The 24,544-nt window shown below is 66.4% G+C and carries 19 protein-coding genes and 5 pseudogenes; 13 read left to right on the top strand and 11 right to left on the bottom strand.

What is annotated here, in order from left to right; translation table 11 throughout:
* From ACWCPY_RS40235 to ACWCPY_RS40215, 5 genes and pseudogenes are all read left to right on the top strand, one after another.
* A partial coding sequence (locus tag ACWCPY_RS40235) for a hypothetical protein (RefSeq protein ID WP_451273699.1) occupies positions 1-2,723 on the top strand: 2,723 nt, incomplete at its 5' end.
* Positions 2,724-2,839: 116 nt separating this feature from the next.
* Positions 2,840-3,382, top strand: a complete 543-nt coding sequence (locus ACWCPY_RS40230) for a winged helix-turn-helix domain-containing protein (RefSeq protein WP_451273697.1) — start codon at positions 2,840-2,842, stop codon at positions 3,380-3,382.
* Positions 3,383-3,531: 149 nt separating this feature from the next.
* Positions 3,532-4,158 (top strand): annotated as a pseudogene (locus tag ACWCPY_RS40225) (IS701 family transposase); the annotation flags it as partial.
* Positions 4,062-4,499, top strand: a complete 438-nt coding sequence (locus ACWCPY_RS40220) for an IS110 family transposase (RefSeq protein ID WP_451273703.1) — start codon at positions 4,062-4,064, stop codon at positions 4,497-4,499. The pseudogene ACWCPY_RS40225 and the gene ACWCPY_RS40220, both read left to right, overlap by 97 nt.
* Before the next feature lie 218 nt (positions 4,500-4,717).
* Positions 4,718-5,065 (top strand): transposase, encoded by a 348-nt coding sequence (locus ACWCPY_RS40215; RefSeq protein ID WP_451273701.1) that lies wholly within the window; start codon positions 4,718-4,720, stop codon positions 5,063-5,065.
* Here the strand turns inward: ACWCPY_RS40215 and ACWCPY_RS40210 are convergent.
* The 7 genes and pseudogenes from ACWCPY_RS40210 to ACWCPY_RS40180 form a co-directional block, all read right to left on the bottom strand.
* Positions 5,027-5,886 (bottom strand): annotated as a pseudogene (locus tag ACWCPY_RS40210) (winged helix-turn-helix domain-containing protein); the annotation flags it as partial. The gene ACWCPY_RS40215 and the pseudogene ACWCPY_RS40210 sit on opposite strands and share 39 nt — an antisense overlap.
* A 100-nt stretch (positions 5,887-5,986) precedes the next feature.
* The gene (locus ACWCPY_RS40205) at positions 5,987-7,228 is read right to left on the bottom strand and encodes a branched-chain amino acid ABC transporter substrate-binding protein (RefSeq protein ID WP_451273695.1); all 1,242 of its coding nucleotides are present in this window, start codon (positions 7,226-7,228) and stop codon (positions 5,987-5,989) included.
* Between the two features lie 114 nt (positions 7,229-7,342).
* On the bottom strand, positions 7,343-7,894 hold the full coding sequence (locus ACWCPY_RS40200; protein ID WP_451273693.1) for a GTP-binding protein: 552 nt from the start codon (positions 7,892-7,894) through the stop codon (positions 7,343-7,345).
* 34 nt (positions 7,895-7,928) lie between these two features.
* Positions 7,929-8,360, bottom strand: coding sequence for a DUF742 domain-containing protein (locus ACWCPY_RS40195; protein WP_451273691.1), 432 nt, complete (start codon positions 8,358-8,360; stop codon positions 7,929-7,931).
* Entirely contained in the window at positions 8,357-8,809 is a 453-nt protein-coding gene (locus ACWCPY_RS40190) for a roadblock/LC7 domain-containing protein (protein ID WP_451273689.1), read from the bottom strand. The genes ACWCPY_RS40195 and ACWCPY_RS40190 overlap by 4 nt, the downstream gene beginning before the upstream one ends.
* A gap of 1 nt (position 8,810) precedes the next feature.
* Entirely contained in the window at positions 8,811-11,390 is a 2,580-nt protein-coding gene (locus ACWCPY_RS40185; RefSeq protein WP_451273687.1) for a nitrate- and nitrite sensing domain-containing protein, read from the bottom strand.
* A complete protein-coding gene (locus ACWCPY_RS40180) occupies positions 11,377-12,555 on the bottom strand; it encodes a hypothetical protein (RefSeq protein ID WP_451273685.1) in 1,179 nt (392 codons plus the stop codon). The genes ACWCPY_RS40185 and ACWCPY_RS40180 overlap by 14 nt, the downstream gene beginning before the upstream one ends.
* Before the next feature lie 712 nt (positions 12,556-13,267).
* Here ACWCPY_RS40180 and ACWCPY_RS40175 point away from each other — a divergent pair.
* Positions 13,268-13,618 (top strand): annotated as a pseudogene (locus ACWCPY_RS40175) (transposase); the annotation flags it as partial.
* A 48-nt stretch (positions 13,619-13,666) separates the two neighbouring features.
* On the opposite strand, the gene ACWCPY_RS40170 reads toward ACWCPY_RS40175, so the two are convergent.
* From ACWCPY_RS40170 to ACWCPY_RS40160, 3 genes and pseudogenes are all read right to left on the bottom strand, one after another.
* Positions 13,667-14,473, bottom strand: a complete 807-nt coding sequence (locus ACWCPY_RS40170) for a terpene synthase family protein (protein WP_451273683.1) — start codon at positions 14,471-14,473, stop codon at positions 13,667-13,669.
* A 362-nt stretch (positions 14,474-14,835) separates the two neighbouring features.
* Positions 14,836-15,045, bottom strand: a pseudogene (locus ACWCPY_RS40165) (1-deoxy-D-xylulose-5-phosphate synthase N-terminal domain-containing protein); the annotation flags it as partial.
* A 472-nt stretch (positions 15,046-15,517) separates the two neighbouring features.
* Positions 15,518-17,014, bottom strand: a complete 1,497-nt coding sequence (locus ACWCPY_RS40160; RefSeq protein WP_451273681.1) for an amino acid permease — start codon at positions 17,012-17,014, stop codon at positions 15,518-15,520.
* 1,393 nt (positions 17,015-18,407) lie between these two features.
* Between ACWCPY_RS40160 and ACWCPY_RS40155 the strand changes: the two genes are divergently transcribed.
* The 6 genes and pseudogenes from ACWCPY_RS40155 to ACWCPY_RS40130 all read left to right on the top strand — a co-directional run bounded on the left by ACWCPY_RS40155 (position 18,408) and on the right by ACWCPY_RS40130 (position 22,324).
* Entirely contained in the window at positions 18,408-19,172 is a 765-nt protein-coding gene (locus ACWCPY_RS40155) for a sigma-70 family RNA polymerase sigma factor (protein ID WP_451273679.1), read from the top strand.
* Between the two features lie 1,394 nt (positions 19,173-20,566).
* A complete protein-coding gene (locus tag ACWCPY_RS40150; protein ID WP_451273677.1) occupies positions 20,567-20,761 on the top strand; it encodes a hypothetical protein in 195 nt (64 codons plus the stop codon).
* A complete protein-coding gene (locus ACWCPY_RS40145) occupies positions 20,762-21,031 on the top strand; it encodes a site-specific integrase (RefSeq protein ID WP_451273675.1) in 270 nt (89 codons plus the stop codon).
* 33 nt (positions 21,032-21,064) lie between these two features.
* Positions 21,065-21,370 carry a hypothetical protein gene (locus tag ACWCPY_RS40140; protein ID WP_451273673.1) on the top strand — a complete coding sequence of 102 codons (306 nt, stop codon included), beginning with the start codon at positions 21,065-21,067 and terminating at the stop codon, positions 21,368-21,370.
* Positions 21,367-21,582: pseudogene (locus tag ACWCPY_RS40135) on the top strand (transposase); the annotation flags it as partial. The gene ACWCPY_RS40140 and the pseudogene ACWCPY_RS40135, both read left to right, overlap by 4 nt.
* Before the next feature lie 79 nt (positions 21,583-21,661).
* Entirely contained in the window at positions 21,662-22,324 is a 663-nt protein-coding gene (locus ACWCPY_RS40130) for an IS3 family transposase (protein WP_451273671.1), read from the top strand.
* Here ACWCPY_RS40130 and ACWCPY_RS40125 read toward each other — a convergent pair.
* The gene (locus ACWCPY_RS40125) at positions 22,272-23,627 is read right to left on the bottom strand and encodes an IS30 family transposase (RefSeq protein ID WP_451273669.1); all 1,356 of its coding nucleotides are present in this window, start codon (positions 23,625-23,627) and stop codon (positions 22,272-22,274) included. The two genes, ACWCPY_RS40130 and ACWCPY_RS40125, sit on opposite strands and share 53 nt — an antisense overlap.
* Before the next feature lie 360 nt (positions 23,628-23,987).
* Here ACWCPY_RS40125 and ACWCPY_RS40120 point away from each other — a divergent pair.
* Positions 23,988-24,544, top strand: a 557-nt coding sequence (locus ACWCPY_RS40120) for a tyrosine-type recombinase/integrase (RefSeq protein ID WP_451273667.1), incomplete at its 3' end; no start/stop codon positions are given.

Raw genomic sequence — 24,544 nt, 5'->3', positions numbered from 1 at the left:
GAGACGGCCTGACCTGGGGACCCCACGACGCACAGGAATCCCTCACCCTCTTCCACAACTACACAGGCGACCACTACAACGGCAGCCACACCCCAGCGGACCAGAACCCCCCCACCCCGGCGCAAGGGGCAGAGTCCCTGGGCGGGCCGGGCCTGCCCGCACCGCCGGACCTGCCGGGGGTGCGGGTGGAAGACCTGGGCCAGCACGGCACCGCCCATCTCCCGACCATCGAGGACCTCACCCGCACCACCCGCCAACTGGCAGCAGCAAACAACCACCTCGGTGTGCACCTCCACACCCTGGCCGGCCGCCTCGGCCTGGAGGAAGGCGTGATCAGGGGCGTCCTTGCGGCCCACGGCATCACCGTCAAGCCACTCGGCCTGCGATTCGACGGCAAGCAGCTCAACCGGCTGGGGGTGCGGGTGGAGGACCTGGGCCAGCACGGCCTTGCCGGGGGCCGGGCGCAGGAACTGCCCGCGGAAGCCTCCGACGAGCCGGGCAGGACAGCACCGCAGGAGGCCACGGACCCGGACAGCCCCAACCAGACCCACCACCCCGCCTCCCCCCCGCTGACCATCGAGGACATCGCCCGCACCATCCGCCAGCTGGCCGGGGAACGGGTCGGTGTGCACCTCGACGCCTTGGCCGCCCACCTCCGCCAGACACAAGATGAGATCAGGCGCGTCATCGAGGCCAACGGCATCAGCGTCAAGCCACTCGAGCTATGGTTCGGCGGCGAGCGGCGCAAGCGGCTGGGGGTGCGGGTGGATGCCCTGGGCGGACACGGCACCGCCCACCTCCCGGCCATCGAGGACCTCACCCGCGCCATCCGCCAGCTGGCCGGGCAGCAGAAACAGGCCGGTGTGCACCTCGCCGCCCTGGCCACCCGCCTCGGCCGGACGGAAGCCGAGATCAGGAACGTCCTCGAGGCCAATGGCATCGCCGTCCAGAAACTCCGATTGTGGTTCGGCGGCAAGCGGCTCAACCGGCTGGGGGTGCGTGCGGAGGACCTGGGCCTGCACGGCCTCGCCGAAAACGGGGCGGGTGAACTGCCCCGGGATACCTCCGACGAGTCGGGCAGGACAGCACCACAGGAGACCACGGAACCGGCCAGCCCCAACCAGACCCACCACCCCGCCCCCCTCCCACCGACCGCCGAACAACTCACCCGCACCCCCCACGAACAGGCAGCACCGAACCACCAAAGCGGCATGCACCCCACCAACCACGCCCCGCACCCGGACAGGCCTGCAGAAACAACCCCCCGGGCCACCACCCCGACACCCCCCACCCCCCTCCCGGCCCCCCAGACCACCACCCCCGGCACAATCAGCGACCGGATCTTCGCCGCACTGAACCCCACAGCAGCCCAGGACAGCAGCACAGACCTGCCTCCTGCCCCCCAGGCAGAGAACGACCAGCCCGGCACCCCCACAGGGAAACGCAAACGCGACACTCGTAAGAACGTGGCCACGGACCAGAACCCCTCCAAACGCCGGAGACGGGGAATCCCACCCTCGGACCAGGACACGGACCAGAGAGACACTCCCGGCCCCGGCCCATCCCTGGACACCAGCCTTCCGGAACCCCGCCTCCCGCAACAGGGAACGAACCAGCCGGACTACAACCACAACCACGACCAGGTGGTCGGTGTCGATCCCGGCCTCGCCCCGCTCGCCCTTCCCGACACGGACGAACAAAACGGCCGGACAGCCATGACGAGGGACCTTCTCGGCCCCAGCCAAGCCCACCACCCCGCCTCCCCCACACTGACCATCGAGGACCTCGCCCGCACCATCCGCGAGATGGCCGCGGAGCGGGAACGGGGGGTCTGGGCCGGTGTGCACCTCGACGCCCTGGCCGCCCACCTCGGCCGGACGGAAGCCGAGATCAGGAACGTCCTCAAGGCCAACGGCATCACCGTCCAGCCACTCGATCTGCAGGTCGGCGGCGAACGGCGCAAACGGCTGGGGGTGCGGGTGAAGGGCCTGGGCCAGCACGGCCTCGCCCACCTCCCGACCATCGAGAAGATCGACCGCACCATCCGCCAGCTGGCAGCAGCGAACAACCACCTTGGTGTGCACCTCCGCCCCCTGGCCACCCACCTCCGCCTGCAGGAATTCGAGATCAGGTACATCCTCGAGGCCAACGGCACCAACGTCCAGTCGCTCGAACTACTGTTCGGCGGCGAGCGCCGCCAATGGCTGGGGGTGCGGGTGGAGGACCTGGGCGGGCACGGCATCGCCCACCTCCCGACCATCGAGGACCTCGCCCGCACCATCCGCCAGCTAGCCGGGGAGCGGACCGGTGTGCACCTCGAACCCCTGGCCACCCACCTCCGCCGGACACAAGCCGAGATCAGGAACGTCCTCGAGGCCAACGGCATCACCGTCCAGTACCTCGATGTGCAGTTCGATGGCAAGCGGCGCTCGCGGCTGGGGGTGCGGGTGAAGGACCTGGGCCGGCACGGCATCGCCCACCTCCCGACCATCGAGGACCTCGCCCGCACCATCCGCCAGCTAGCCGGGGAGCGGACCGGTGTGCACCTCGAACCCCTGGCCACCCACCTCCGCCGGACACAAGCCGAGATCAGGAACGTCCTCGAGGCCAACGGCATCACCGTCCGGAAACTCAACCTGCGGTTCGGCAGCAAGCAGCACAACTGGGTGGGGGTGCGGGTGGAGGATCTGGGCCGGCACGGCCGCGGGGACGGGGCCGAGTAGGACACACTGCCTCGAGATACCTCCGACGAGCCGGGCGAGGAACAGCCGGAGGAAACAATGGGCCCGGCCGCCCCCAGCCAGACCCCCCACAACTGATCTTTTCGTAAGTTCGGTGGGTGTGGTGGCCGTCTGGGTGGGAGGCTTTCGGGGTGGCTTATCAACCTTCCCCTTCGATTGCCGGCCCCTCCCTTCCTCCTTTGTCGCGGCCTCAGTTGGCGGAGGCACGTCGTGTTCGGGCAGTCGAGTTGTTCGAGGACGGTGTCTCGAATGCGGAGATCGCGAGGGCAGTGGGAGTGTGTGCCGAGAGTGTGCGGCGTTGGCGGCGCATGTGGGAGCAAGGCGGTGCTTCGGCCCTGCGGCGACGGGCAGCCACCGGACGCCCACCCAAGCTGGACGACACCCGGGTCGAGACGGTCCGGGCCGCGTTGGAGCAAGGTGCCCAGGCTCATGGTTTCGAGGCCGACCTGTGGACCCTGGAACGAGTCGGCGCGGTCGTCACCCGGGCAACGGGGGTAGTGCTGTCGAGGGCGTCGGCGTGGCGGATGCTGACCGGCCCGCTCGGATGGAGCCCGCAACGGCCCGAGCGGCGGGCAGTCAAGCGGAACGAGCCGGAGATCGCCCGCTGGATCGCGCACGAGTGGCCGCGCATCAAAACGTGAACACACGTGCCCGGATCGTCTTCCTCGACGAATCAGGCATCTCCCTACTCCCTCAGACCCGCCGCACCTACTCGCCCCAAGGACGCACTCCGCTCCTGCGGCACCGCGAGAACAGGAAGCGCGCGTCAATGGCCGGGGCCTTGGGCCACCACCCCACCGACTGGACGGCCGTCGAGCGAACCTTCCGTGACGGGCACACCGAGACCTGGTGGGCCGTGGACGCCCGCCTCGGCTGGTGGGGACCCGACGGGAACGTCCACCTGGTCGTGGCCACCGCCGACCCAGCCACGCTGCCCCCGCAAGCCACCTGGTACCTGGCCACCGACGTGCCCCGCCCCGGCGGTCCCCGCGAGGCCGATATCCCCGAACCGCCCGCCGGCCTGCACGAAGTCGCCCGGATCTACGGCATCCGACACGGGATCGAGCAAAGCTACAAGCAGGTCAAGGACGAACTCAGGTGGGCAGCCTTCCAAGGCCGTTCCGATACCCCCATCCGCCGCCACCAGACCCTGGTCACCTGCGCGTTCTCGTTCTGCTGGGACACCTGGTTCACTCAGCCTCCGGACCCGGAACCCATCGTCGCCCCAGCGGCCCCGCCGGCTGCCACACTGGCCGAACCGGCTGAGAGAGGGACCAAGCAAACCCCACCACCCACAAGGATGTTCACGCCGCAGCCGTCATCACCACGCTCAACGTCCCCCTGGAAGGCCGGAGCTTCCCGGCGACTGCCGACGGCAATGGCCCACTCGACGCCTGGGCCCGCTCGTTCAGCGTGATGCGGCGCGCCGGAGTCGAGTGCACCGGCTCCTACGGGGCTACCCTGACACGGCGCCTGCAGGCCGAGGGCATCGAGGTGACCGAGGTCAACCAACCCGACAAGGCCGCCCGACGGCGCCACGGCAAGGGCGACGCCATCGATGCCGAAGCCGCCGCCCGCGCCGTGCTGTCCGGTCGAGCCACGGCCGCAGCGAAGACGAGCGACGGCCCGGTGGAGATGCAGCGACTGTTCAAACTGGCCAAGGGGCCCGCGATCAAGTCCAGGACCCAGGCCATCAACCAGCTCAGAGCTTCCTGGTCTGCGCCGACGCCGAACTCCGCGAGTCCCTGGCCGGGCTGAGCAACCCGAAGCTGTTCCAGCAGTGCGCCACACTCGCGGAGTCGGATATCCCCGGGCTGGCAGGGGCCGCGCGTCACACCCTGAGACTACTGGCCCACCGCATCCTGAACCTCACCGAAGGAATCAACGACCTGACCAAGCGGATAGCCGAAGCAGTAACAGCGAGTACTCCTGGTCTTCTCGACGTCCACGGCGTCGGCCCGGACAGCGCGGCAGCCTTGCTCATCACGGCCGGTGACAACCTCGAACGCCTCGACAGCGAGACGTCCTTCGCCGCCCTGCGCGGCACCAGCCCGGTCGAGGCGTCCTCCTGCAAGACTCAGCGCCGCAGACTCAACCGAGGCGGCGACCGCCAGGCCAACGCCGCCCTCTTCCGGATCGTCCTCAGCCGTCTGCCCCGGAAGGGCCGCACCCAGGACTACATGCGGCGACGCCTCGTGGAGGGCAGGACGCGCCGCGAGATCATCCGCTGCCTCAAACGGTACGTCGCACGAGAGATCTACCGACTCATCGTCCCCACATACACCGTGGCAGACCGCACGGGACCAGACCGAGACTTCGCTTGACATCCGTAGGGGCATCAACGCCGCCGCGGAGAGCTTCTGCGCCGCGGAATCCGACCTCCGGAAACAGGCACATCGTATGCAGTCCGCCTCGCCCAGCGAGCGACGCTCGCCCTTGCGGCCGGTATGCCGGCGCAGCCGGTAGCACAGACGGGCGGGCAGGCCCGGCCGGAAGCACAGCAGACCGGCCACCGAAAGACGTCCCCTGCTACGGCCGGACACCTTGACCCTCGGGGTGATGCCGCGCCGGCCCCAGGTGCGGCCCTTGGGCGGCCGACCGGTCACGCCCGCTTCGTCCTCGAAGCAGATGAACGCGCCGGTCGCCGCCCGGAGGGTTCTACCTCCCGCCAGGTCATCTCCCGCCATACGGTGATCGCGTCCTCGTCACGTTCGGCGACGGGCCGGGCGGGCATCTGCACGCTGTAGCCCATGCGGTGCAGCAGCCGAGTGACCCCGGAGACGCTGTAGGAGAGGTGGAACTTCCGCCCGATCAGCGTGCGTACCCGCGCGGCGGTCCACGCCTGGTCGTCCGCCCAGCCGTGCACGGCCGGCCCCTCATCAAGCCACATCCCCAGCTTGGTCTGCCGCTGTACGCCGAGCCGACAGCCGTATTCGCAAGGGCCTCTGGAAGGCAGCACCTCGCATTCGCCCGTCCTCCAGGTGCGGCACTACTGGCAGACCGACTTCCCACTCACCCGTAACTCACAGGCGATGCACGGGACTTCCACGCCCTCATCGAAGAGGTCAACGGCCGCCCGCATCCGTACCTCATCCCGGCGCCCACGCTGCTCGGCGGACAGCCCGCCCCCGTCCGGATACCGCATGCCTCCGGCATACCAGCCCAAACGGACCACGTCACCCCTCACGACACCAATCCAGACCCCGAAACACTGAAGTCGGCAAAGATCAAGCAAAGGGCTTGCATCAATTCACGTAGATGCCTGTGCTCAGGGTCGCCCACTTCCCGTTCCGCACAACGTAAACCGTCAACTGCTTGTCGGTGGCGTCTCCGTACTGGTCGAACGAAACCGGGCCGGTCACGCCGGAGAATGTGACCCCCAGCATGGCGGCCGAGACCACGGCACGGGCATGGGCGGGCAGAGTACTTCCGTTGTCGGCCACGATGCCCCTAACGGCTTCGATGATGGCCCAGGCGCTGTCGTAGGCATAGCCGCCGTACGTGCCCGGTGGCGTTGAGTAGCCGGCGATCTTGTAGTTGGTGACAAAGGCCCGGGCCGAGTGGACCGTCTCCACGGGCGCTCCCACGGAGGTTGCGACGTCACCTTCGGCCTGATCGCCGGCCACATCCATGTAGGCGGGCTCATAGATGGCGTCGCCGCCCACGACGGGAATGGCGCCGCTGACCGCCTTCACTTGCCTGCTGATACGTCCGCACTCGGGGTAGGCGCCTCCACAGAAGACGAACTCGGCACCCGAGTCTGCGAATCGCGCGACCAGGGTCGTGAAATCCCGGTCCCCCAGGCTGATCCTGCTCCTTCCCGCCACCGTCCCGCCGAGCCGGGTGAACTCTGCCTCGAAGGTCGCAGCCACACCCAGGCCGTACGCCTCGTCGTCATCGATCACGAAGACTCGCCGCTTGTCGAGTTCCTTGTAGACGAACTGAGCGACGAAGGGGCCTTGGCTCGCGTCCGTGGTGACCGTTCTGAAGTAGGACTTGTACGGCCGCGCCGTACGACCGGAGAGCCAGTCGGGGCCCAGTGTCAGGGCGGGATTGGTGTTGGCCGGCGACACCAGGGTGAGGTCGGCCCGGTCCATTGTCTGTTGCATGGCCAGGGCAACGCGGGAATTGAGCGGCCCGACAACGCCGATCACATCTGATTGGCGGACGAAGAGCCTGGCATTGGCCTTGCCCCGGTCCGGCATGGCGCGATCGTCCAGGGCTTTGATCTCGAAGGTGACGCCCGGCACCACTTGTTGCTCATTGGCCTGCTGGGCCGCGAGTTGCACCGAGTTCACGATGCCTTTGCCTGACCTCGCGAGCGGGCCGGTGAGCGGGGCGTCGACCCCGATCGTGACCGTGCGGAGACGGCCTTCGCCGACGTCGTTCGTGTCGGCGTCGGCACCGCAAGCGCCGAGGATGGCCAGCCCCACACTCAGGGCGGCGCTGACAGCCAACGCCTTTCGGTACTTCTTTGGGTTGAACACGTCATTCCTTCCCGGCGGCCGATGAATCTGCCGCAGCGACTGCTGTGGGGAACGTGAGCGTGTGGATACAGCGACGCACGGAGACCTCCCACTGACGGGCCATCAGGTCGTGACTCACCTGGGCGCTGCGGCCTGAGCGAGGACGAGTGCCTGGTTGAGTACGACGAGCAGCGCGTCCCGTACGGACGCCTTGGCGCGTGCGTCGAACTCCACCACCGGCACTTCCTGATCGACCGCGAGAGCCCAACGCAGCTCTTCCTGCGAAATGTGCTCCCGGGCGGGGAAGCTATTCACTCCGATAGCGAAAGGCACTTCGGCCCTCTCGAAGTAGTCCACCGCGGGGAAACAGTCCTCGATGCGGCGCGTGTCGACGATGACCAGGGCGCCAAGTGCCCCGCGGGTCACATCGCCCCACATGAATCCGAAGCGGTCCTGACCAGGTGTACCAAACAGATACAGCTTGATTCCCTCGTCGATGGCCAGCGAGCCGAAGTCCATGGCCACGGTGGTGGTCCGCTTGTCAGGCGTAAGACTGTTGTCGTCAATCCCTGACCCCACCGACGTCATGACGGCCTCTGTGGTGAGGGGGGCGCTGTCGGAGATGCTGCCGACCGTGGTCGTCTTACCCACGCCGAATCCGCCCGCGACAATGATCTTCACGGGCATCGGCGGGCGCTTTCCCGAAGCGCGGCGGCCATGCTCAGGAGATTGCGCGGAGACCACGGATGACCCTTCGGATGGTGTCGACGTCCCGGGAAGCGTCGAACTCGGCTAGATGGGCGAGGACGCGGCCTTCTGCGTACAGGTCGGCGACCAGTACGCGGACCACATTCAGATGCAGGCCGAGTCGGGCGGACATTTCGGCCACCGACATCGGTTCACGGCACAGATCGACGATGTCCCGGCGCTCGAAGGTCGTGTGCCTGTAGTCGGTGAGGCCATGCTCGGTCGCCACCACCTGGGTCTCGATGGCGATGGCCTCGCTGGAGCCTTGGGTGCGTCCCTGAGTGATGAGAAAGGGGCGGGGCTCCAGATCCAGTGAAGGAGGGTAAGCGGATGGCGCGTCCGCAGGCCCGAGGTTCCGACAGCCGTTCCCCGGTGAGAAAGGCAGTTCGGGTCCGTACGCGGTCATGCCTGGACATGGTTCTTGAGCTCACGGATGAGTTCCGGGGTGAGGGCGGAGCCTGCCCGGTTGGCGAAGAGAGTCATCTCGTAAGCGACCTGCCCGAGGTTCGCTTGCTTCGAGGCGATCACCCCCATCACCGATCCGCACCCGATGGCGGAGATGATCAGGTAGCCGTCGGCCATGTCGATGATGACCTTGTTGAGCGAGCCGAGTTTGTAGGACCCTGCGACCCCGCCCGCGAGACTCGTCATGCCCGCGACGATGGCGGAGAGGCGGTCCGCACCGGCCCGCTCTCCCTCGATGCACTGGGCGATCATGAGCCCGTCGGAGGATACGGCGATGGCGTCGCGCACCCCTGCGGTGTTCCCGGCGAAGCGACTCAGCAACCAGTTGAAGTTCTCAGCATCCTGACTCAGGCCGCTCGATGTTCCCAGGTGCGTGTCCGAGCTGTTCATCTCAATCTCCTTCTGGACTTGGGCGGTACTGCGAGGCCCGGGCTATGCCGGCCTCGAACTCCTCAATCATGGCGCGCGCTGCCTCGGGATCCATGGGATCGCTCGCGAGATGCCCGGCGTTCGGAATGAAGGACCCGGCCGGCATCTGGGCGCCCGGCACTCTGCGCACCAGCCGAACAGGGTTGCCCGCGCCGCCCCCAGGGCGCTTGGCCGACGGCAGCACCGCAGCCGAAGCAGGTTCGTCAGTCGGGGGACGAGGCAGTGCCATGGCTCGGCGCGTCATTCTCACCGGTGGCCGCTCGTGTGCGGGCGCCGGGGCAGGCTGAGGGGTTCGCATACCCCGCGTGCCTGCGGTTTCCGCAGCCGTGATCCTCTGGTTCAGCACTGGTTTGATCCCGCCTTCCTGTTCCGCTTTGAACCAGTCGAAGGATTCGGGGCCGAACCGGGCGAGGGACGCTCTGCTCGGGGCGTCGGAGTTGATGCTCTCGACACTGACCGGCTGCTCTTCGGTCGGCGAGCCGACGGAGGGCAACGGTGTTCCGCCGAGATGCCGTTCCGCTTCGGCCTCGGCCGGCCGACGCGGAGCGGGAGGCCGGATTTCGGGTGCCGGTGCAAGGGGCGGCGGCTGAAGCATGCTCGTTGTCGGTTCCCGGTCGTCGGCAGGATCGGCAGCGACATGGAAGACCGCTGCGGGCAACAGGATCTGAGCGGTGACGCCCCTGTTCGGCGTGTGCTCCAGTCGGACCCGGAGCTGGTGGCGCCGGCTCAGCCGTCCCACCACAAACAGGCCGAGGAAGTCCGTCGACACGAGGTCCAGCCGCTCCTTGCGGACCAGCCGGGCGTTTTCCTCCTCAAGCCGAGAGTCCGTCATGCCCACGCCCTGGTCGACGATCTGGATTAGGCACAGCCCGCCGGGCAGAACCTCGGCGGAGAAGAAGACGGGGGCGGTCGGAGGTGAGAAGGAGGTCGCATTGTCCAGCAACTCAGCGATCACGAGAGCCAGGTCCGCGGCGATGTGGGAGGACACTAGGAGCGGGGGGATGTTCCCCAGGTGAACGTGGCGGAAACCCTCGATCTTTCCCAGGGCCGAACGCGTCAGCTCCCCCAGGGGAACAGGGGAACTGGCCAGGATGGGTTCTGCCCACCCCGAGAGCACGACCAGGCTGTTCGCGTACCGGCGCAGCCGGGAGGAAACGTGGTCCAGGCGGTATAGACGTTCGAGGACTGCGGGATCGGTCTCCGAACGTTCCATACTGTCGATCATCGACAGCTGCAGCGCGGCAAGGTTCTGGGTGCGCCGCCCCACGTTGCCCAGCATGGCCGCTGCGTTGTCGCTGCTGCGTACTTGACGTTCCATCAGGGAAACGGCCGCGTCCTGGACCCGGTTGAAGGCCTCGGCCAGGTGTCCTAGTTCGTCCTTGGTCAGAGCCGGTACCCGCCTGAAGCGAACCGGTGTCTGCCCGGAGGACGGCCCCGCCGTCTCCTCCACCACCCGTGTCAACTCGACCTCGGCGGCCTGCGCGACTTCCTCAGCGGCGCCGTGGAGAAGACGCAGCGGTCTCGCAATGGACCGGGCGATCCATACCGTGAGCCAGACCATGGTGATCGTGAGAGCCAGGACAGCCATGATGAAGGCAAGCGCCCACCTGCCGGCCTCTGCAGCGTTGTTGGAGGCTGACGCGGCGGAGTCACGAGCGATCTTGTTACGGACCAGCAGACGAAGCTGGTCGAGGGTGTCGGAAGCCTCGAAGATGCGTGAGGCCGTCACTCCGTCGGGCAGGTCACTCGGTCCGGCGGTGCCGTGTGGCTTGGCGTATGTCCAGAGAGTCAGTGCATCGGCGTACGTCTTGATCTTCGCGGCTGCGCCACCGGACTCGACCTTCTGGAAGAGGTCCGCCTCCGATGGGCTCGCGTTCCGGAGGAACCGGCGCCTCTCGGTGTTCGCTATGGCCGTGCTGCTCTCAATATCAGCCATCAACTGCCGTGCCTGCCCGGGGTCCGACACCACGGTCAGGAGCAGCGCGCCAAAACTGCTGCTGCTTTCGTGCACACGCAACAGCTCTTCCACCGTGGCCTGTTCTCGGCTGAAGGTCCCCCGGCTGTTTCCCTGCGCCATACCGTTGGAAGGCAGAGCGTCGAGCAGCGCGGAGATCGCGGAACCGTATCGGGTGTTCACATCAGTCGCTGTCAGACCTCGCTTCAGCACCAGGCGTCTGGTCCGGTCCAGATCGGAGGCCTCCCGGAAGGCGGCTGCGAGCGCGGAGGGGGCGCCTGGTCCAAGCCAAGATTCTCGGAAGTCGCTGACGTCGGCGTCCGTTTGTGAAGCCTGCCGCGCAACCGGGTTGCCCTCGCCGTCCGGGGTCGCGAGATAGGCGCTGGAGTAGAGACGCTCCCGCTGGAGGTCCGCGATGAGGTCGCCCACCTGCCGGGCCAGTCGCAGCTCCTTGGCCGACTGCGCCGACTCCCGCGCCGACTGAACGCGTTCGGTTACCAGAGGAGCGGTGAGCAGCACCGCGGCCGTGAGCGGAAGGGCTGCGAGCGCGATGATCCGGTGCCGTACTTGGAGATCAGCGAGACGCACCGGTCGCCTTCTTTCGCGTGGGACGGCCATGCTTCGGTCCAGAGGGCCGGACTACGTCCGGCTGAAGCCCCGAGGGCTCATCGTCCTCGGGCTTCTTCTCATGGTGCGCATTGGCGGAGTCGGTCGCCCATGTCGGGCGGAATCCAGTTCCTGTCCGTGGCCCTCTCCCCTGGGAGCCCGATGCCCTTGCTCTCCAAGCCAGCGCGACTGCCGCGAGAGCAAGACCCGCAATGACGACCATCAGCATGACCAACCGACTCTGCTCGATGTTCCGCTCTCGGGTGGCGAGCAACTGGTCCAGCTCCCCCAGTGCGGCGATGTCCAGGTTCAGCGCTGTCCGGGCGAGCTCGGACCGACGGCCCTCCATGAGGTCAGTGCGCGGGGGAAGGGGCTGATCGACGAGCGGGGCGCTCGGTGCCAGCGGCTCTAGCGCCGTATGAAATGCGTCGATCTTGCCGAGGAGATCCTTGCCGACGGAGCTGCTAGCGCTGCTGCCGAAGCTCTTCGCCAGCCCGGCCTCGACGGCGGATGCCGCCGTGCTCACACGGTCCCGGGCCACGAGCACGCGGGCCAGTGGAAGGTCCTTGCCCGTGCCCTGACCACGCAACACCTCGAGATCGGCCATCCTGCCGCTGTCGGCGACGACCGATGGAAGCCGTAGCATCCCTGCGTCTATCAGGTAGTAGCTGTCGATCTCGGGATCGAGAATGAGCTTCGAGGTGTCCCCCACCCTCAGCATCAGGAGGAGTGCGACGTCCACGGCCTCCGAATAGGCCCGGTATGCGCTCCGGCCGGTGTGGGGCGTGGCGGCCAACTCGGCCAGCCTAGTCCGCAGATCCACCCAGCTGTCACGGACCCGCAAGCTTCCGCCCACGGTCCTGTCCGCTTCCGCCACCGCCGCGACGGCCTTCGTGAGAACCCCTGGATCCGGACGACGTCCCGCGACCGCCGCGGACTGACTGTCCGCGACGGCGGCGATCAGCGTGGCCATGGGTCGCAGATACACCACACCCCGGCGCTCGGCCTTCACGAACTCGAGGTCGCTGCTGGACACTTGCCGGAGCCGCACGGTGGTGCAGGTGAGCGGCATCAGCAGACCGAGAACCACACACAGCACGGCGAACAGCCGGAGGCCGCGCGAGGGGACTCGCTGCGCCCGGAACATTCCTGGCATGGTCAGAAACACCGACTTCCCACGGTGACGAGATCTGAGCTTTCCATACCTGGGAACGTGTTGTGGTCTTGCCGAGTTCAGAACATTCCCGTGCAGGCCCGAGCCGGACTTGATGGGCCGCCTGCGCGTTCCGTGCCGGCTCGGACGGCCCCGCACCCGGCCGGAGGCCGGCGCACCATCCGTTCACACCAACGCAGGCGCGGGATCCGGACAGTGATCGCTATCTCGGCAGACCAGCCGCACCACCGGCTGCGTCGAGGTGACCGGGGCGGCGGGCCACGAGTCGTCGACCGCGAGGCATACAAGCAATCCGACACCGTGGAATGGTGCACGTCTATCCCGAGGCGCCCTGTGGTGTCCCCGGCTCAGCTGGGGAGAACTGGAGAAGTCTTCCGGGGCCTGATGGCTCACCTGGATCCGAAAGGTGACAGGGACCAGGGCATGCCGCCCCGATCGTTGATCATCACGCAGTGGTGATGTTCATTGCCGATGCCCATTCCGGCCGGATCAGAGGTACAGCGACCTCCGTCGGCTCGTCGTCAACCGCTCCCGCAGACGACCTGGCCGACGCAGTCCTACGAAGCGCGAGTCGCATGTCCCGATTGGCGGTCAAGTCGTCGTGGGACTCCCGAGGGCCAGGTTCCTTAACTTGACGCTGTCGGGGATCTTGGAGTTTCCCGGTGCGGCGGCGTGATCAACGGGCATGCTCGGGGCTGTTCTGCTGGCCTGTGTAGTCACTGAGGTGTCCGTTTCCATGCGTTCCCGTTCCGGTGAGCAAGCCCCGTCCCTGACCGCGCAGATCGCACGGGCGAGCAGCCCGGACGGCACCACAGCGATGTGGGTGCGAGACCGGCTGGAGGGGCTGAGGCACGACGAGGATTTCGTCGGCTGGTATCCGCGCGACGGGCGTCCCGGTCTCTCGCCCGCCCAGCTGGCCACCGTCTGCGTACTGCAGTTCCTGCTCGATCTGTCGGACCGGCAAGCGGCGGAGGCGGTCCGCTGCCGTATCGACTTCAAGTACCCGCTCGCCATGGAGCTGGATGATCCCGGCTTCCACCACAGCGTGCCAGACTGGGCCGGCCGCTCGGCAGTGGCCCGTGAGTTACTGACCTCCGTACTCGAACAGGGTCCTGTCCAGGTGCAGCACCAACTCGGTGGGCCGACGACCGTCCCAATGGTGGCTGGGCCCGTGATAGCGGGAGGATTCGTAGTGCCATGCGACATTGCCAGCCATCATGTAACCCACCCCTTCCAGATACCGGTGTACGGCCTCGCCCAGCGGGTGGTGCCGGTAGCGGGCCCGCAGCACTCGGCATACGCGACGGTAGTCGTCGTTGGCTGCCTTGATCCGGTCCAGCATCACGTCGGCTGCTGCCTGCGCAGATAGGTCGTCATGGAGCATCAGGGAAAACATCAGGTTCATACAGTCACCGGATGCCATCTCTTTACGCACTGATATCAGATCGTTAACCAGCACAATGTGGGTCCCCGCGATGCGCCACAGACCTGCGAGATCAATATCGTGTTCCATCAGACTGGTCAGATCGATGCCCAGCCCAAATTCAATGGGCACCATGATCGTCTCGCTGCCGGTAGAAATGCGGCGCAGAGGAAAGCAGACATCTGGGTGGATGGGATATCCGGTAGCCCGCAGGGCATTCTCCATTGCCAGAGCCTCGACCCAGCGCCGCTGCGTGCGAGCGTGTCGGGTGCGAACACCCGAGGGCATGGCCTTTGTCAAATCTGCCCACACGTCAGCGTAGGCGCTTGAGTACGGGCTAGCGTCGTCACCTTTGCCGTCGAGCATTTGCATGAAGCCGCGGTAGGTGTCCCAATCGTGGGCAGCTCGGTCATCGAGAGCGAACAATAAAGTGTACAAGCGACTGATATTCCCGATGCGTGCGCTCACGGCGGTGGGGTAGCACCAACACGACCAGCGCGGGATCTTCTCCTGGATGAACGCATCTCTGCTCTCCTGGCTGATGAAGGGAACTGAACCTCGCAGCCACGTGTGGTCAGCATCCGTCACGGCGGCATGACTCGGGTGGATTCGCGCCTGTCCCGGATATGGGATTGCAGAGATGTGAAGGCGCGTCCCGGGATCCATCAGTTCAGCGAGCGAGGTCAAAACACTTCTCCATATCCTCAAGAATTCGATTCTGCCGTCGGCTGGAAGTCGACGTCACCAGAGCCAAACTCCACGTAAGGCACACTGCAACGAGTGGGTGGATGTTCTGCGCCATCGACGAGTTCCTCACACGATGCGGCCCGTCAACGCGCCGTCACCGGCGACCACCACGCTCTGGCCCGTCTCCCAGGCCAGCCGGTCGGCCTTGGCCGCCCGTCCGCGTACGACAAGAGGGTGCAGGCCTGCGCGTTTTCCGACAGGTCATGCATCGATTCACTGCGCGAGGGGCAACTGAACAACCGCAGCACGTCGAACTTCTCGTGGCGCCTCGTCAATGCCCCATGAATGTACGCCTGGCGCCCGAGATTCTAGATGATCACACTCATGTGGCGAGTCGAAGACCCAGTGCAGGGCAAGGGCCAACTCCACCGTCCCCAGGCTTGGCCTGGATGCCCGCCCACAACGGCATTGACACCCAGCCGATGGGAGCGAGGATGAATGCCCGGGCCGCGGTGGCGGTGTCAGGAGAGCAGATCGCCACCCGCGCGTCGGAGCCTGTATCGCCGACTGACGTGAGGTCGACTTGTCGAACCGGTGGGCCGGCCCCGGCGCTGCCTCGGCGACAGCCGTTGACCCGCTGGCTCCCGGGCCTGGGCATCGTGTGCTTTCTCGTACGGTCCCTCGTTTCCAGTGCCTCGGACACAGCCGGAACCCGTACTGCCCCGGTTTGCGGTAGCGAGCGGGCTGGGCAGCGCGGTGCTGAGGCGGATCGGGCATGCCCCAGCTCGTCAGCCGGGGCATGCCCGCTGTTCAAGAGAGTCCGGCTTACACGCGCTCGCGGTCCGCGAGAGAAAGCGGGTCCTGGTCTTCTTCGGTTGCCCGCCCCGCGACCTGCGGTTGACGTCGCTTCAGAATTGCCCAGCCGATGGACAGGCAGACCGCCCATCCCGCACCGACATAGAGTGAGATCCGGCCGTCCGGGTCCATCGCGATGAGGACAGTCACCATTAGCAGGAACCCGAAGGCGATCCAGCTGCACACCGATCCCCCGAGAGCCGGGAAGGAAGACGCCGGGAGCCGGCCCGCGACCACTTCGCGGCGGTACCGGATGTGGCTGACCAGGATCATCATCCAGGTCCAGATCCCAGCGGCCGTGGCCACGGAGGTGACGTAGGCAAAGGCCTTCTCCGGGACCAGATAGTTGAGGATCACGCCGATACCCATGAGGGCTGCGGAGACGGTGATGGCGACGGCAGGCGTCTTGGCCGAGCTCAGCCTTCCGAGAATCCTTGGAGCCTCGGCGTTGGACGCCAGGTCACGCAGCATACGACCGGTGGAATACATGCCGGAGTTGCAGGAGGACAGGGCCGCCGTCAGTACCACGAAGTTGACGATCGCCGCACCTGCGGGAATGCCGATCTTGGCGAAAGCGGCCACGAACGGGCTGACGCCTGCCTCGAATTCGGTCCACTTGACGACCATCAGGATCACGCTGAGCGCGCCGACGTAGAAGAGGATGATCCGAAACGGCAGGGTGTTGATGGCCTTGGGGAGGGTCTTCTCGGGGTTCTCGGACTCGCCCGCGGTGACTCCGACGAGCTCGACGGCAAGGTAGGCGAACATGACCCCCTGCAAGGTCATCAGGGAGGAACCGACGCCGTTGGGGAAGAAGCCGTCATGGGCCCAGAGGTTGGCTGCGGTGGCCGTGTCCCCGGCCGCGCTGAACCCGAAGGTGACCACTCCGAGGCCGATCACAATCATGCCGATGAGGGCGGTGACCTTGACCATCGAGAACCAGAACTCGATCTCGCCGAAGAGCTTCACTGAGATGAGGTTCGCGACATAGAGCAGGATCAGGAATGCGAGCGCAGTCACCCACTGAGGGATGACTGGGAACCAGTAGTTGATATAGATCGCGGCAGCGGTGAGCTCGGCCATACCGGTGACGACCCACAGCAGCCAGTACGTCCATCCGGTGACGAAGCCCCAGAACGGGCCCAGGAGCTCCCGGGCGTACTCCGCAAAGGAACCCGATACCGGACGGTACAGAAGCAGTTCGCCTAGTGCCCGCATGATGAAGAAGATGATGACTCCGGCGAGTGCGTACATCAGGATGAGGCTCGGCCCCGCCTTTTCGATGTTCGCACCTGCCCCCAGGAAGAGACCGACGCCGATCGCGCCACCGATGGCAATCATCTGTATCTGGCGGCCGCCCAGCCCCCGTTCGTAGCCCTCTTCAGGCGTGGTTCCTGACGCCACGTCGTCGCCGTGCTTTTCGTTGACCTGCTTTGGGGTCACGTGTGGTGCGCCTTCCTTCTCCATTCCGAACCTCGCCCTGGGGCGACGGATCGGGGTCCCATTTCCCCGGACATCTATGGATCGCACACCGACGGTCTGTCGGTTTGAACGCACTCGGCGGACAGGGGTGGCGTCGGCCCAAGGCATTGTGAAGGTCTACCACGACCGTAGCGACGGCCAGTGAGGATGAAGGTGATATTTCGGTCATGGAAAATGGATAAGATGGATTACTATTGAACAATTCACCCGTACCGGGTGACGCGATCGTTACGCGGATCTGAGCAATCGTTGAGCAAACGGTGTCGGGGACTGCGCGCACCCGACTGTGCCGGATCGAATGGGAAGGCCGATGCTCCCGGCCGGATAGGACCGGCGCGGTGAGCACTCCGGAATCCCTCGTTCGCTCAGGCACAACACGCCCCCTTTCGCAGAGTTGGCCAAACTCCGCCGCACCGCGTAGTGAGCGGATCGGGGCGATCTCGGCCAGCCGGACCCCGCGGGCGCAGAGTTTCGTTGGGGCTGCCGAAGTCCGCGGCCGACCGGATTGCCGACCACCTCGGCCCATGGCTCGCGCGCCAGCCCCCGCGTGCTCAGGCGCACGCTACGGCTCCGCCCGCTGAAACGTATCGGGCAACAAGTGGGCGCATTCGGGCCTTGGTCGGGCAGCTTCTCTCGCTCCGCAACTTGGCAATCCAGCGTCTGACCAGCGGACATGTCTGAATCAATCCGGGCTTGATCGGTCGCGATCACCACCAAGGCAAGCCTGTTCCTGCGACTCCCCGCCTTGTAAAAACAATCACAGCGACGAGCACACACACCCAAGAAGACGCGGGCAGCGAAACGCCAAACGAAGGAATCGACTACCCCGCGCCCCTACAACACAGGTCAGAGATCAGGTCGGCAGAGCGCGGTGAAGAGTGGTCACCGTTCCGGCGCTCCAGGGGCTGGAGGGCAGTGACATCCTGCTCCGCAGCGCCGTCTGGAATCTGACGGCACCACTGTCCACGACGACACCAGCAACATCCTCGTACCACCAGGCACCGCCGACCCACCCCTCTCCGGCATCACCTGGAAGCTCTGCCACCCGCAGACAAGACCTGCCGAAGATGCCATGGTCAGGCAGGTCGAATCCCCCGCCGCTGCCGGTTCTCCACCAGCCCCAGGGCAATGGCAGGCAAACCGGTCCGGGCCCGATAAGGACTGTTGATCCCGTCAACCACTCTTCGACCGTCGGCCCCTCGATGAGCGGGCCGGCTCCCGCAGCGGTCAACAGGCACTCCAGCGCAATACAGCGCGACATCAGCCATGTGCCAGGAGCCGTTCAGCGGCAACGGACGAGATCCGGTCGCAGCACCGCCCCACCCGCACAACCTCAGCCGGATTCCGGCACCCATCACCCAGGAGGGCTAGACCGACCATGTCAGCACCCGCCACACCCCTTCTACCGACTGCGTGCGCCGTCAATCGCCGACAGCAAGCTCCCTCCCTGTCCGCTTCTCTACGCCTCGCGCTGCGTCCCCCTCAGCATGACTGCGTTGATCCGGTCTCACCACCACAGCGAATAACTGAGACCACAACCCCTAGCAAACACCCCTCCACTGCAGGCGCAGCGACCCCGGACGAGGCCGAAGAACAGGCTCCGCAGCTCACCCCGCGACAGCGCGCAGCCCTCATCGAGCAGCTGTACACAGAGAACGCTGGCTACCTCACATCCCTGCTGCTGTCACGCGTCGACGGCGACCTCCAGACGGCGGAAGACATTGTCCAGGAGACGATGCTGCGCGCCTGGTCCAACGCCGAGAAGCTCCCCGCCGAGCCCGAGTTCAGGCGGCCATGGCTGATCACCGTCGCCAAGAACCTTCTCATCGACCTCCACCGACGCCGCCAGTGCCGCCCCAAGGAAATCGCCTACAACCCCTCCCGACCCAGTCATGTGCCCACCAGCCAGGACATCTCCGGACGTGTTCTGAGCGCCCTGACCGTCCAGCAGACCCTGAGCAAACTCAAGCCGCAGCAGAGAGACATCGTCCAGCGGGTCTATCTCATGGACCACTCGCTGGAGGAAGTCGGCACCACACTTGGCATACCGCAAGGCACCGTCAAATCCCGTCTGTTCTACACCCTGCGATCCATGGGACAGATCCTGGCCCGCGCGGAAGCCCATGCCGACCTCACCCAATGACCAACCGAAACCACCGGCCACGCAACCGCACCAGCCCCGAATGGGAAAGGGGCTAATCGGGGGCGACTGCCAAGCGCGCAGAGCGCTCCCGAATGCTCCGGTCGGCCCACGTCGCGGAGACGTGGGCCTCGGCAAACACCGCGACTCACAACAGCACCGCGCCGAGCGGACGACTGATCGGCACGATGACTCACCCCCTGGAACGGGACCTCCTTCCGCCACAGCACGGCCGTTGCGACCAGCACATCAACGGAACCGAGTCCGATGACGACGGCGGCGTCCGTGGGCCTTCGCTTGCCACGGGCGACGAGCCGATCGTGGTCTGCGCCAACGGACCTCGATACACATCAGCATCTCGACAGGTTCATGCCATGGCGTCGCCCTCGGGCAAGGGCAACAAGAACAGCTTCTCCCCTCTACCGAACATCGGAGAAGTCCTCGCACCTCCGATCCAGTGCCACCCCGTGTGCCGGTCAATCGGTGATGCACCGAGACTGCTGCGGTCCCATGAGTGTGAACGGCTTCACGACATCCCTACGGGTTCGTACATGGAGTCGGCCGACACAACGAAGCCTGCCCCCCGAAGCTGGGCCACCGCGGATTGGACTTGTTTGGTCACATCGCGGTTCGTTTCGCTGAGGGAGTATACCCATCTGTCCGGCACACGCCGGAAACCGTGAGCCAGAAGTGCTTGCTCAAGCTGCAAGTCGGGCCGGCGGCTGACAGCCGCGACACAGAACTCAGGATGGCTTCCGATGATGATGTCTGGCTCCCGGGACATCTTGTTCCTTCCTGGCGTGCGAAGGCCATTCCCTCGCGTCCCTCATGGACCTGACCTGAAAGCTCCGTACTAGGAGTGAGCGCATCCCCCTGGATCACGGTCTGACCCAATTCGGTTGGCATGGGGATGCGATCGCTCCGAAGCATGCTGAATCACCACACTTCACACCATTACCGGGATACCTCTTGTGCTCGGGTACGGATCCGGTCAGGGACCGAGCGGTCAAGCTGCGCCTACGACTCTCTCAACGCGAAACGTCCGGCCCCGGTTCACCACTGTCACTACAAGGTGACCAGAGCTGCCACAGGCAGGTGTCAGTCGTGGCAAGCGCGGGCGAGTGTGTGCAGGACGGGCTGAAGAGCAGGTCCCTTTGCGTGGCCACAAGCGGAGCAGCACAGCGAGCTCGTACAAACGATGCACACCAGCCTGAGACGCGTCGGGTGAGGACGTCCGCGGCGAAGTGCACGCCGGGAGCTATCGCCCCACGGAGCTTGTGCGGAACGGCTGGTGGCTCCCGGCAGGGCACATCGAGGTGTGCGTACGGAAGTTGGCCTCCCGGTATCGAACCGCCACAGCGCGAACGTGGTCTCACGTCTATTCGGGTTCGGGCCTGATGAACGCCACCATTCAGCAGAGCCTGGTGCCGGTCCGGCAGTGCTACGACTTCCTCATGGAGGACGGCCAGCGCGACTCCAACCCAGTCGGTCGGGGCCGCTACACACCCGGCCGCCGACACCGTGGCGGGCACGAGCGCGGGCTCGTGCCGAGGCTGACGAAGCTGCTGTGGATACCCACCGAGCAGCAGTAGATGGACGTGCTCGCCGTCGCCGCGGAGGAGCCGGTCCGGAACCGCGTGATTCTCGCGCTCGCCTATGACGCCGCACTGCGCCGCGAGGAGCTGTGCTCGCTGCGGACCGACGACCTCGACCCCGCCCACCGAACCCTGCAGGTGCGGGGGGAGACGTCCAAGAACCGGCCGGAGCGTCGTACCGTACTCCGCGCCGACCGGCGTCCTGCTGGCGGGCGACCTCTCGCACCGAGCGACGAGCCGGGCCCGTGGACCACCGTTCCTGTCTGAGTCCCGGCGCAGCCACGCCCAGCCGCTGAGCCTGTGGACCTGGTCGAAGGCGGTCCGCCGGATCGCGCTGACCGCCGATGCCCCACGGTTCCCACCCACACCGCGAGACACCTGTGCTCGACCGACCTGGCCCGGATGCGCTGGGAACTGCATGCCATCGCCACCTTCGCCAGCCACCGCCACACCGATTCCACGCTCACTTACATCCACCTCTCGGGCCGGTACCTGGCCGACAATCTCAGCCGCGGCATGGAGCAGATCCACGGCTGGCGAGTACAGATGCTGCCCCGCCTGGGCGAGCAGGCGGGGCAGGCCGGCGACGCCGTGACGGTGTCATGAGGAACTATCCGCCAGAGTTCAAGGTGGACACGGTCGCGTTGTACGAGTCGCGGCCAGGAGCGACGATCAGGTCGATCGCCGCTGACCTGGGGGTCAATCCGGAGACTCTACGAAACTGGGTCCGGACAGCCAGCGCGAGCCGGCCCCGCGGACGCCGGGCGGAGGCGCCGACCGACCCGCCCAGGCCGCTGGAAGCGGAGAACGCTGCTCTGCGCAAGAAGGTCCGTGAGCTGGAGAGGAACGCGAGATCCTGCGGAGAGCGGCCAAGTATTTCGCCGGGGAAACGCACTGGTGAACCGCTTCCAGTTCGTCGCCGCCCATCAGCACCGCTATGGCGTGAAGCGGCTGTGCAGCATCCTCGGCACCGCCCGTTCCAGCTTCTACTACTGGCGCCGGACCGCTCCGGACCGGGCCGCCCGGCAGGCGGCCGATGCCCAGCTCGCCACCCGGATACGGGCCGTTCACCGGGAATCGGACGGCACCTACGGCGTCCTGAGGATCACCGCCGAGCTCCGTGAGGAGGGCGAGCGCGTCATTCACAAGCGGATCGCGCGCGTGATGCGGAGTATCAATCTGGCAAGAGTGCGGCTGTGTCGCAGGCACCGCACTACGATCGCGGACCCGGCCACGGCGAAGACCCCGGGCCTGATCGGCCGCGACTTCACTGCGAAAGATCCGAACACGAAGCACTTCGGCGACATCACTTATCTTCCCTTGGAGAGTGGGAAGTTCCTCTATCAGACCACCGTCATCGACCTCGCCTCACGCCGCCTGGCCGGATGGGCGATCGCGGATCCCATGCGAACCAATCTCGTCACCGACGCACTGGCCGCCGCCGAACGCACCCGCGGCAGCCTCGCCGGAGCGGTCATGCACACCGATCACGGGGCCCAGCTTGTACTCAACTGGTCGTCGCAACACCAGCTTCCTGGAGAGATAGTAGGTGCTTGTTGAGGGCTTCGGCGGGCGTCTTCCAGCCGAGGGTCTTGCGGGGTCTGTTGTTGAGGGTGAAGGCGATGGCCTGGAGATCGTCGGTGTCCCAGCGCGACAGGTCCGTGCCCTTGGGAAAGTACTGCCGCAGCAGGCCGTTCGTGTTCTCGTTGGTGCCGCGTTGCCAGGGGCTGTGAGGGTCGGCGAAGTAGACGTGAAGCCCGGCGTCGGCGCGTAGTTGGGCGTGCTGTGCCAGCTCCGTGCCGCGGTCCCAGGTCAGCGACCTGCGCAGTTGCTCGGGCAGCGTGGTGATGGTGGTTGTGATTGCGCCCTTCACCGCCTCGGCGCCGCGGCCGGCCAGCGCGGGCCCGTTCTTGGTGCGCGGTTCGGTGGCAAAACCTTCCATCCGGGGCAAGTGCAGCAGCATCGTGAACCGTGTGGTGCGCTCCACCAGTGTGCCGATCGCGGACCGGCCGGTGCCGATGATGAGGTCGCCTTCCCAGTGGCCGGGGACCGCGCGGTCGTCAGCCTCGGCGGGCCGCTCACTGATCAGCACGTCGGCGGTGACGTGCCCGCGGACACTCTGCCTGGTGCGCTCCCGCGGGACTCGCAGTGATCGCCCGGTGCGCAGACAAGCGACCAGTTCGTGCTTGAGTGCCCCGCGCCCCTGGACATAGAGGGCCTGGTAGATCGCCTCGTGCGAGATGCGCATGGACTCGTCCTCGGGGAAGTCCACCTTGAGCCGCTGCGATATCTGCTCCGGGCTCCACGCCGTCGCCCAGCGACGGTCCTGCCGCCTGGGTTTGTTCCGGCCCTGCCACGGCGGGACCCGCGGTCCCTGGACGGCCCGGCCGTCTGCCGCGTGGACGACGGTCCCGGCCAGCCGGTCCTGCACGTACTCCTGCAGACGCTGGTTGACCACCAGTCTCGCAGTCTTCGGCCGCTTCGCCCGCCGCTCGGCATGCCACTGCGCCAGCGAGGCACGGTAGTCCAGGTGATACGTCCGGGTGGAGGCGTTGCGCCGCAGTTCCCTCGAGATTGTCGAGGGCGAACGCCCCAGACTCCGCGCGATCGCACGCACGCCGAAGTCCTGGGCACGCAACAGGGCGATCTCTTCTCGCTCGGCGAACGACAGGTAGCGGCCCGACACAGTCGGGGCAAGGCACGGATTCACCCCGCCAGCATGACGAAACCACCGTGAACCCACGGCTGGGGATACCCCGATCGAGGCCACAGCATCCACCGAGCTCAGCCCACGCTCAACCCTCTGCCAGAACCGGACCAGATCCTCACGCCACGCGACACCCGGCCGACCCGGCGAGGGCATCTGTCCGCGGTACTGCCGGACCGCCCGCTGCCGATTACCCACACCCACGCGCAAACCTCCAGCTCACGGGGTGTTGCGACGACCACTTGAATCCGCCCAGTACACCAGCCGGACGTTCTCCGACGCCTGCCGCAGAGCCGGCGTCCGCCAGTCCATGAGCGCGAGGCGCTGATCGGCCCCAACCCCCGCGTGATCGCCGACGACATATAGGCGAAGCTGCTGTGAGCCGGGCTCAACGTCGATCCCGAGGACCTCCCGACCAACACCTACGGGCTGTGCTACCCAGTCGAAATCATCCGAGCAGTCACCCTGACCTGGCTGTTCAGCGGCCTGCACAACGACGAGCTAGCCCGCCTCCGCATGGGCTGCATCCGCTGGCAATACGACGGATTCCCCATCCCCGGCGACTCCGACGAGGTGCTGGCGCGGGACGCCATCTGCTTGCTGGACGTCCCCACCCACAAGATCGGCACCTCGTTCACCAAGCCCGTCGATCCTCTGCTGGGCAAGGCAATCGAGGCGTGGCAGGAACTCCGACCACCGCAGCCGAAGACGCTGGACCGGACGACCAGTGAGCAGGTGTACTTCCTGTTCGCGCACCGGGCCAAACTCCTCGCGAAGACCTATATCAGCACCGCAACCATCCCCTCGCTCTGCCGCAACGCCGGCCTCCCGACCGCCGATGTCCGGGGCAACATCACCAGCCATCGGGCCCGCTCCACGATCGCCAGCCCCCTCTGCAACACCAAGGAGCCGATGATGCTGTTCAAACTGCAAGCCTGGCTCGGCCACCGGAGTCCGGAGTCCACTCAGTACTACGCCAACCCTCGGGAGTTGCATCAGACGGGCGCGATGTCGCAGGTCGGCAGCTCACGGGACGGGCGTGAGGCTCGCCGGAGTTACTACGCACTGGCGGT

Source organism: Streptomyces sp. NPDC002403 (assembly GCF_053593015.1).
Note: the sequence above shows the minus strand (reverse complement) of the source record. Positions and strands in the feature narration are given on the sequence as shown.